Origin of the sequence: Acidovorax sp. (assembly GCF_046339755.1) — a bacterium.
Classification (GTDB): Bacteria; Pseudomonadota; Gammaproteobacteria; order Burkholderiales; family Burkholderiaceae_C; genus Acidovorax.
The window spans coordinates 1-9,010 of record NZ_JBKDTZ010000262.1; the positions used below are offsets into that span (position 1 = coordinate 1).

Annotated in this window: 7 protein-coding genes; 5 read left to right on the forward strand and 2 right to left on the reverse strand. The window is 67.8% G+C overall.

The features are described from left to right. Together ACK59X_RS22925 and ACK59X_RS22930 are read left to right on the forward strand one after the other, a co-directional pair. A partial coding sequence (locus ACK59X_RS22925) for a response regulator (RefSeq protein ID WP_409960687.1) occupies positions 1–682 on the forward strand: 682 nt, incomplete at its 5' end. Between the two features lie 14 nt (positions 683–696). Then, the gene (locus ACK59X_RS22930) at positions 697–2,445 is read left to right on the forward strand and encodes a response regulator (protein ID WP_409960688.1); all 1,749 of its coding nucleotides are present in this window, start codon (positions 697–699) and stop codon (positions 2,443–2,445) included. Positions 2,446–2,452: 7 nt separating this feature from the next. Here the strand turns inward: ACK59X_RS22930 and ACK59X_RS22935 are convergent, their stop codons facing one another. Continuing rightward, positions 2,453–3,382 carry an SMI1/KNR4 family protein gene (locus ACK59X_RS22935; RefSeq protein WP_409960689.1) on the reverse strand — a complete coding sequence of 310 codons (930 nt, stop codon included), beginning with the start codon at positions 3,380–3,382 and terminating at the stop codon, positions 2,453–2,455. 5 nt (positions 3,383–3,387) lie between these two features. Next, positions 3,388–4,290 carry a LysR family transcriptional regulator gene (locus tag ACK59X_RS22940; protein WP_409960690.1) on the reverse strand — a complete coding sequence of 301 codons (903 nt, stop codon included), beginning with the start codon at positions 4,288–4,290 and terminating at the stop codon, positions 3,388–3,390. 107 nt (positions 4,291–4,397) lie between these two features. On the opposite strand from ACK59X_RS22940, the gene ACK59X_RS22945 reads away from it, so the two are divergent. From ACK59X_RS22945 to ACK59X_RS22955, 3 genes are read left to right on the forward strand one after another with little or no spacing between them, the layout of a single operon-like run. Next, on the forward strand, positions 4,398–6,527 hold the full coding sequence (locus ACK59X_RS22945; RefSeq protein WP_409960691.1) for a 3-hydroxyacyl-CoA dehydrogenase NAD-binding domain-containing protein: 2,130 nt from the start codon (positions 4,398–4,400) through the stop codon (positions 6,525–6,527). Positions 6,528–6,544: 17 nt separating this feature from the next. Continuing rightward, positions 6,545–7,726, forward strand: coding sequence for an acetyl-CoA C-acyltransferase (locus ACK59X_RS22950; protein ID WP_409960692.1), 1,182 nt, complete (start codon positions 6,545–6,547; stop codon positions 7,724–7,726). 13 nt (positions 7,727–7,739) lie between these two features. After that, positions 7,740–8,948, forward strand: a complete 1,209-nt coding sequence (locus ACK59X_RS22955; protein ID WP_409960693.1) for an acyl-CoA dehydrogenase family protein — start codon at positions 7,740–7,742, stop codon at positions 8,946–8,948. Positions 8,949–9,010: the final 62 nt, after the last annotated feature.

The following is a 9,010-nucleotide window of genomic DNA, read 5'->3' on the forward strand; positions in this document are numbered from 1 at the left end:
TGCCGAGCCCTTCGACTGTGTGGTGCTGGACCTGCGCCTGCCCGACATGAGCGGCTTCGAGCTGCTCGAGCAGGTGCGTGCCGAGCCGGCCTGGTCGCAGCTGCCGGTGGTGGTGTTCACGGGCAAGGACCTGAGCAGCGCCGAACAGGCGCGGCTGCAGGCGCTGTCGCGCAGCATCATCCTCAAGGACGTGCAGTCGCCCGAGCGCCTGCTCGACGAGACCGCCCTCTTCCTGCACCGCGTGATCACCGCGCTGCCGCCCGAGAAGCAGGCCATGCTGGAGCGACTGCACAACTCGTCCGATGCGCTGCGCGGGCGCAAGGTGCTGGTGGTGGACGACGACGCGCGCAACATCTTCGCCCTGACCTCGGTGCTGGAGAACCATGCCGTGGAGGTGATCAGCGCCACCAACGGCCGCCAGGCCATCGAAATCATCGACCGCACGCCCGAGCTGTCGATGGTGCTGATGGACATCATGATGCCCGAGATGGACGGCTACGAGACCATGCGCGAGATCCGCAAGGACCACCGTTTCCATACACTCCCCATCCTGGCGCTCACGGCCAAGGCCATGAAGGGCGACCGCGAGAAGTGCCTGGAGGCCGGGGCCAGCGACTACATTGCCAAGCCGGTGAACACCAACCAGCTGCTCTCGCTGATGCGCGTGTGGCTGTTTCGCTGAGCCCGGGCCAGACCATGCTGCCCGCTTCACACGACCTTCCGCCCCGCATGGCCACCGCAGCGCCAGCGGCGGCACCGGACTCGCACACGCGGCCCGAGGCACCCGTCAAGATCCTCGTCGTGGACGACGAGCCCTCCAACCTGGCCGTGCTGGAGGCCGTGTTCCAGGACTCAGGCTACAGCCTGGTCCATGCATCATCGGGCGCCGAGGCACTGATGGCACTGATCCACCACGAGTTCGCGGTGCTGGTGCTGGACGTCAATATGCCGGACATGACCGGCTTCGAGCTGGCGCAACTGATCAAGCAGCGCAAGAAGACGGCGCATGTGCCCATCATCTTCCTGACCGCGTACTTCAACGACGACCAGCATGTCGTCGAAGGCTATGGCAGCGGCGCGGTGGACTACCTGCACAAGCCCTTCAACGTGGCGGTGCTGCGCTCCAAGGTGGCCATCTTCGCGGAGCTGTACCGCAAGACCCTGGCCCTGGAAGAGGTGAACCGCACCCTGGTGCAGGAGGTCGCCGAGCGCAAGACTGCCGAAGAAAAGCTGCGCCTGCTCAACGAGAGCCTGGAGCACCGCGTGCAGGAGCGGACCCACGCCCTGCAGTTGCGCGACAAAGAGCTGCGCGAGGCCGACCGGCGCAAGGACGAGTTCCTGGCCACGCTGGCGCACGAGCTCAGGAACCCGCTCGCGCCGGTGGGCTATGCGGTGCGTCTGTTGCGGCTCAAGGGGCCGGCATCGCCGCAGGTCGAACGCGCGGCCGACCTCATCGACCGGCAGGTCAAGGCGATGAGCCGCCTGATCGACGACCTCATGGACGTGAGCCGCATCAACCAGGGCAAGATCCAGCTGCGCAAGAGCAGCGTGCCGCTGGCCAGCATCCTGCAGGACGCCATCGACACCGCCCGGCCCGTGATCGACGAGCTGCGGCATGAACTGGTGGCAGAACTGCCCGCCCAGTCGCTCACGCTCGAAGGCGACGCCACGCGCCTGGCCCAGGTCTTCATGAATCTGCTGCACAACGCCGCCAAGTACATGGATGCCGGCGGGCGCATCGAGCTCTCCGTCGATGCCTCCTCGGCCGGCGAGGCCAGCGTCACGCTCACCGACCGGGGCATCGGCATTGCGCCGGACCGCCTCGAGAAGGTGTTCGAGATGTTTTCCCAGGAAGAAGCGGCCCTGTCCCGCTCGCGCGGCGGCCTGGGCATCGGGCTGGCCCTTACGCGGCGCCTGATCGAACTGCACGGCGGCAGGATCGCCGCGTTCAGCGAGGGGGTGGGCCATGGCAGCTCTTTTGTGGTGCGCCTGCCCCTGGCCGGGCTGGCCGAGCCTGCCGCCATTGGGCTTGCATCCGAGGGACTCCATGGACTGCGGCCAGCCAGGCCGCTGCGCATCCTGGTGGCCGACGACAACCAGGATGCGGCCGATGCACTGGCACAACTGCTCCAGGCGCTGGGGCATACGGTGCATTGTGTCTACGATGGCGAGGCGGCCGTCGAGGCGGCGCGGCACTTCGGACCCGAACTCGCGCTGCTGGACATCGGCATGCCCCGGCTCAACGGCTACGACGCCTGCCGCGCCATCCGGGCCCAGGGCATCCAGGGCCTCCTGCAGATCTGGGCCATCACGGGCTGGGGGCAGGAGCAGGACATGCGCCGCGCGTCGGAGGCCGGCTTCGACCACCACCTGGTCAAGCCCGTGAGTCCGGACCTGCTCATTGGCCTGCTGGCCGACGCGGCGCCCGCCGTGCCTGCCGGCTAAGAATGCGTCAGGGCAGGTCCTGCACCCGCGCACCCAGGCGCAGGCTGGTGCAGAACACCGAGAAATCGCCCGCCTCGTCGATGGGCGGGTCTTGCAACTGCAAGAAGAGATAGTGCGCCAGCGGCACCAGCGTGACGCTGGCAGCACCCGAGCCGGCATGGATGCCTGTGTCGGACTTGTTGCGGCTACGCCACCAGTGCATGCGCACGATGGTTTCTCCCTTCCAGGCGGGCGCGGCGCAGAATTTGAGGCCACAGGCGGCGACGATGGCCTCGGCCAGGCGGCGGATGGCCGCGGGCATCCGCGCATCGGGCCACTGCTCGCACAGCTTGTGCAACCGAGGGTTGAAGGGCGCGCTGCGCACATGCGCCAGCGCGTCGTTCTTGACGTCTTCGGGGTCGTCTTCGTACACGGCTTCGTGCACCAGGCCGCGCACGAAGCTCTCGAAATCCGGCGCGAGCGGTGTGATGCGGTAGTCGCCCTCCTGGTCGACATGCACCACCGCAGGCTCGCCGGACGGCCCGCAGGCGCGGTAGTCGAGCGCGATCATGTCGTGGCCAGCCGAGGGGCAGTCGCCAAAATAGACACCGATGTCCGGGTAGTCCCATTGCTCGATCTTGAAGCGGCTGCCCAGGCCGCCGCACAGGCTCCACTGCTTGTCGAAGCCGATGCCCTTGAAGGCGCTGATGGCCACATGGTCCTCGGCCCAGGAGGTCGGCTGCTCCGAGGGAAAGCAGCTCCGGGACGGAATGCCGCCGTTCTGCGACTGCATCAGCGCAACGTAGCTGGCCGGCAGCCGGTAGCCCAGCGCGGCCTCCACCGCGGCAATGGCCGCGGGCGTGGGCGGCGGCTCCACATACTCCTTGCGCGCGTAGTCGCTGTCGTCCCAGAAGCCGGACAGATCGAAGCCCGAAAACGGCGTGGCCCTGGTGTTCATGCGCCCTACCCCCCCTCTCCTTGCGCGGCACGCGCCTTGTCGAGCAAAAATTCGATGCACAGGCGCACGGCGCGTGTTTGGTGGCGGTTGGGCATGTACAGCAAGTGCATGCGGGTGCCGAAGATGCTCAGGCGGTAGTCGTCCAGCGTGGTCAGCACCTCGCCCGACTCGATGGCGTCCTTCACCACGTAGTCCGGCACCAGGCCCACCCCCAGGCCAGCGAGGATGCCCTGGCGCAAGAACGGGAAGTGCTCGGAGATCAGCGTGGGCTCCAGCAGCAGCTCCTGCCGTTCTTCGCCCTGGTAGGCGCTCAGGCGCAGCTGCCGTCCCGTCACCCCGGCGGTGATCAGCGGGGCGCTGCGCAGCTCGAACAAGGTCTCGGGCAGCCCATGCTGCTGCGCAAATGCGCGCGAGGCGCAGGCGATGTAGCGCACGGTGCCCAGGCTGCGCGCCACCAGGGACAGCGGAGGCTCCTGGATCACGCGGATGGCGATGTCCACCTCGTCGCGCAGGTTGTCGGCGCGGTTCTCGAACAGCACGTCCAGCACGATGCCGGGGTACAGGCGCTTGAACTCGATCAGCCAGTCGCTCATCACGATCTGACCATAGCCGCTGGGCACGCTGATGCCCACCCGCCCCTGCAGGCCCTGCCCCAGGGTGGCGATGGTCTCGCGCGCGGCCAGCATCTCGTTCTGGATGCGGCGGCCGTGCTCGTACAGGCGCAGCCCCACCTCGGTGGGCTCGACCCGGCGCGTGGTGCGCCGCACCAGCTGCACGCCCACGGATTTTTCGAGCTGGGTCAGGTGGTAGCTGACATTGGCGCGCGACACCTTGAGCTTGCGCGCGGCCTGGCTCAGGTTGCCGCTGTCGATGATTTCGACCAGCAAGGCCAGAGAGTGGGAATCCATGAACTTATTGTCTTAATTATTTTGACAGTCTGTCAATTAGAGAAGGGATTGTTATAAATCATTGTCACCGCAAGAATCCCGGTTTTGCAAAAGCCCATAGAGGAGACATGCGCGTGACCCTTCCAGCCCCTGCTTCTGTCGTTCGGTGGACCCCGCAAGAGGGCGTGCTGCTGGTCAGTGTGGACAACCCGCCGGTGAATGCCCTGGGGGCCGCCGTGCGCCAGGGGCTGATGGCTGCGATTGCCCAGGCCGAGGCCGATGCCGGCATCCAGGCCTTGCTGATCGTGGGCGAAGGCCGCGCCTTCATTGCCGGGGCCGACATCCGCGAGTTCGGCAAACCGCCCGTGCCACCGGCGCTGCCCGAGGTCTGCCAGGCCATCGAGGCCTGCAGCAAGCCGGTGGTGGCCGCCATCCACGGCGCGGCGCTGGGCGGTGGGCTGGAAGTGGCCCTGTCGGCCCACTACCGGCTGGCGCTGCCCGGTGCCCAACTGGGCCTGCCCGAGGTGTTGCTGGGGCTGCTGCCCGGCTCCGGCGGCACGCAGCGCGCGCCGCGCCTCATGGGGGTGAAGGCCGCCACCGAACTCATGCTCAGCGGCAAGCACCTCAACGCCCAGGCGGCGCTGGCGGCAGGCCTGGCGGATGCGCTGGCTGAGGGCGACGACCCCGTGGCCGCGGGCCTGGCCTACGTGCGCGAATTGCTGGCTCGCCGGGCACCGGTGCGCCCCACCAGCGCCCTGCCCGGCCGCCTGGCCGACAAAGCTGCGGCCCAGGCCGAACTCGATGCCCTCAAGACCGAGACCGCCAAGTCCGCGCGCGGCCTGTTCTCGCCCCTGAAGATCATCGACTGCGTACAGGCCGCGCTGGATCTGCCCTTTGACGAGGCCCTGAAGTTCGAACGCGCCCAGTTCATGGCTTGCCTGGACAGCCCGCAGCGCGCCGGCCTGATCCATGCCTTCTTTGCCGAGCGCGAAGTCGCCAAGGTGCCCGAGGCCAAGGCGGCTGCGCCACGCCCCTTCACGTCCATCGCCGTGATCGGCGGCGGCACCATGGGCGCCGGTATCACCGTGTCGGCCCTCGATGCGGGCTTGCCCGTGACCATGATCGAGCGCGATGCGGAATCGATTGCCCGCGGCCGGGCCCATGTGGAGAAGGTCTACGACGCCCTGGTGGCCAAGGGCCGCATGAGCGCCGAGGCCAAGGCCGCTAGGATGGCACGCTACACCGGCAGCACGCGCTATGAGGACATTGCCGGCGCCGACCTGGTGATCGAGGCGGTATTCGAGGACATCGAGGTCAAGAAAGCCGTGTTCCGCGAGCTCGACCGCGTCTGCAAGCCCGGCGCCGTGCTGGCGACCAATACCTCGTACCTGGATATCGACGCCATTGCGGCCGCCACGGCGCGGCCAGAGGACGTGATCGGCCTGCACTTCTTCAGCCCGGCCAACATCATGAAGCTGCTGGAGATCGTGGTGCCCGCCCGGGTCAGCGCCGACGTGGTGGCCACCGCCTTCGAGCTGGCCAAGCGGCTCAAGAAGGTGCCGGTGCGCGCCGGCGTGTGCGACGGCTTCATCGGCAACCGCATCCTGGCCGTGTACAAGCAGGCGGCCGACTACCTGATGGAAGACGACGCCAGCCCCTACGAGATCGACGCGGCCGTGCGCGCCTTCGGCTACCCCATGGGACCTTTCCAGGTGACCGACCTGGCGGGCGGCGACATCGGCTGGGCCACGCGCAAGCGCCGCGCCGCCACGCGCGACCCCAAGGCCCGCTATGTGGAGATTGCCGACCGCATCTGCGAGCGCGGCTGGTTCGGCCAGAAGACTGGCCGGGGCTTTTACCTCTACCCGGAGGGTGCCCGCGTGGGCCAGCCCGACCCCGAGGTGCTGGCCATCGTCGATGCCGAGCGCGCCAGGAAGGGCGTGGTGCCGCGCCCCTTCAGCGCCGACGAGATCATGCGCCGCTACATGGCCGCCCTGGTCAACGAAGGCGCCAAGGTAGTGGCCGAAGGCATAGCCCTGCGCCCGCTGGACGTGGACGTGACCTTCCTGTCCGGCTACGGCTTTCCGCGCCATCGCGGCGGCCCCATGAAATGGGCCGACATGCAGGGCCTGCCCCAGGTGCTGGGCGACATCCGCGAATTCGCCAAGGACGACCCGCTGTTCTGGCAGCCCGCCCCCCTGCTCGAACAGCTGGTGGCCGAGGGCCGCGATTTCGACAGCCTGAACCAAACCGCTTGAACCAGGAGACTCCCACCATGCGCGAAGCCGTCATCGTTTCCACCGCCCGCACCCCGCTGGCCAAGTCGCACCGCGGCGAATTCAATGCCACGCCGGCCGCCCAGTTGGCCGCGTTCTCTCTCACGGCGGCCGTCGAGCGCTCGGGAGTGGACCCCGAGCTGTTCGAGGACTTCATCCTGGGCTGCGGCAATCCCGATGGCTTGCAGGGCCGCAACCTGGGCCGCCAGACCGTGCTGCGTGCCGGGCTGCCGCTGTCGGTGGCAGGCACCACGGTCACGCGCTTTTGCGCCTCGGGCCTGCAGTCCATCGCCATCGCGGCCGGCCGCATCGTGGCCGAGGGCGTGCCGGCGATGATCGCCGGCGGGGTGGAAACCATCTCCGGCATCCGCCCGGGCAACAACCTGCCCAGCGACATGGACCCCTGGCTCGTGGAGCACAAGCCGGCCCTGTACATGGCCATGATCGACACCGCCGACGTGGTGGCGCACCGCTACGGCATCTCGCGCGAGGACCAGGACGCCTTCTCGCTGCAGAGCCAGCAGCGCACGGCGGCGGCGCAGGCAGCGGGCCTGTTCGACGATGAAATCATCCCCTGCGCCACGCGCATGGCCGAGAAGAACAAGGACACCGGCGAGGTCACCTACCGCGACGTGGTCGCCGCACGCGACACCTGCAACCGCCCCGGCACCACGCTCGAAGGCTTGGCGGCACTGGAGCCTGTGAAGGGTCCGAACCAGTTCGTCACGGCCGGCAATGCCTCGCAGCTGTCCGATGGCTCGTCGGCCTGCGTGCTGATGGAGGCCAGGGAGGCCGAGCGCCTGGGCCTGCAGCCGTTGGGCGCTTTCCGCGGCATGGCCGTGGCCGGCTGCGAGCCCGACGAAATGGGCATCGGCCCGGTGTTCGCCGTGCCCAAGCTGCTGGCGCGCCATGGGCTTACGGTCGAGGACATCGGCCTGTGGGAGCTCAACGAGGCCTTCGCCTCGCAGGCCCTGTACTGCCAGCGCCGGCTGGGCATCCCGATGGAGCGGCTCAACGTCAACGGCGGCGCGATCTCCATCGGCCACCCCTTCGGCATGACGGGTGCCCGCCTGGCCGGCCACATCCTGCTCGAAGGCCGGCGCCGCAAGGCGAAATGGGGCGTGGTGACCATGTGCATCGCGGGTGGCATGGGTGCCGCCGGCTTGTTCGAGATTTTCTGAAGCGAGGCACGACATGGATCTGCAATTCACCCCCGAAGAACAGGCCTTCCGCGAGGAAGTGCAGGCCTTTCTGAAAGACAAGCTGCCCGCCGCCCTGGCGCACAAGGTCAAGGCCGGACAGCGCCTGACCAAGGCCGACCAGGAGGAGTGGCATGCCATCCTCAACGCGCGCGGCTGGCTGGCCAACCACTGGCCCGAGCAATACGGCGGCCCCGGCTGGGGTGCGGTGCAGAAGTTCATCTTCGACACCGAGTGCGCCGTGGCCGGCGGGCCGCGCATCGTGCCCTTCGGCGTCAACATGCTGGGCCCGGTGCTCATCAAGTACGGCAACGAGGCGCAAAAGCAGTACTGGCTGCCGCGCATCCTGAGCGGTGCCGACTGGTGGTGCCAGGGCTATTCCGAACCGGGCTCGGGTTCGGACCTGGCCTCGGTGAAAACCACGGCGGTGCGTGGCGTGGATGCTGAGGGCGAGCACTACATCGTCAATGGCCAGAAGACCTGGACCACCCAGGGCCAGCACGCCAACATGATCTTCTGCCTGGTGCGCACCGACCGCGAGGCCAAGGCCCAGTCGGGCATCAGCTTTTTGCTGGTGGACATGGACACCCCGGGCGTGGAAGTGCGCCCCATCCGCACGCTCGACGGCGACCGCGAGGTCAACGAGGTGTTCTTCACCGACGTGCGTGTGCCGGCGGAGAACCTGGTGGGTGAGGAGAACAAAGGCTGGACCTATGCCAAGTACCTGCTGACCTACGAGCGCACCGGCATTGCCGGCGTGGGCTTCTCAGTGGCCGCGCTGGAAAAGCTCAAGGTCATCGCCGCCAAGGTGCAGCGCAACGGCCGCCCGCTGGACCAGGACCCGCAGTTCGCCACCCGCATGGCCAAGGTCGAGATCGACCTTGAGAACATGAAGACCACCCACCTGCGCGTGATTGCGGCCGTGGCGGGCGGCGGCGTGCCGGGGGCCGAGAGCTCCATGCTCAAGATCCGCGGCACCGAGATCCGCCAGGAGATCCTGTCTCTGATCCGCCGCGCCATGGGCCCTGCGGCCCTGCCCTACATCGAGGAGGCGCAGCACCAGGACATGGCCGATCCGTTGACCGGCCCCGACGAGGCGGCCACGGCGGCAGCCAACTACTTCAACTACCGCAAGCTGTCGATCTTCGGCGGCTCCAATGAAATCCAGAAGAACATCATCTCCAAGATGATCCTGGGCCTGTGAGGTGGATGCGATGAACTTTGAACACACCGAAGACCGCCGCATGCTGGCGGACACCCTGGACC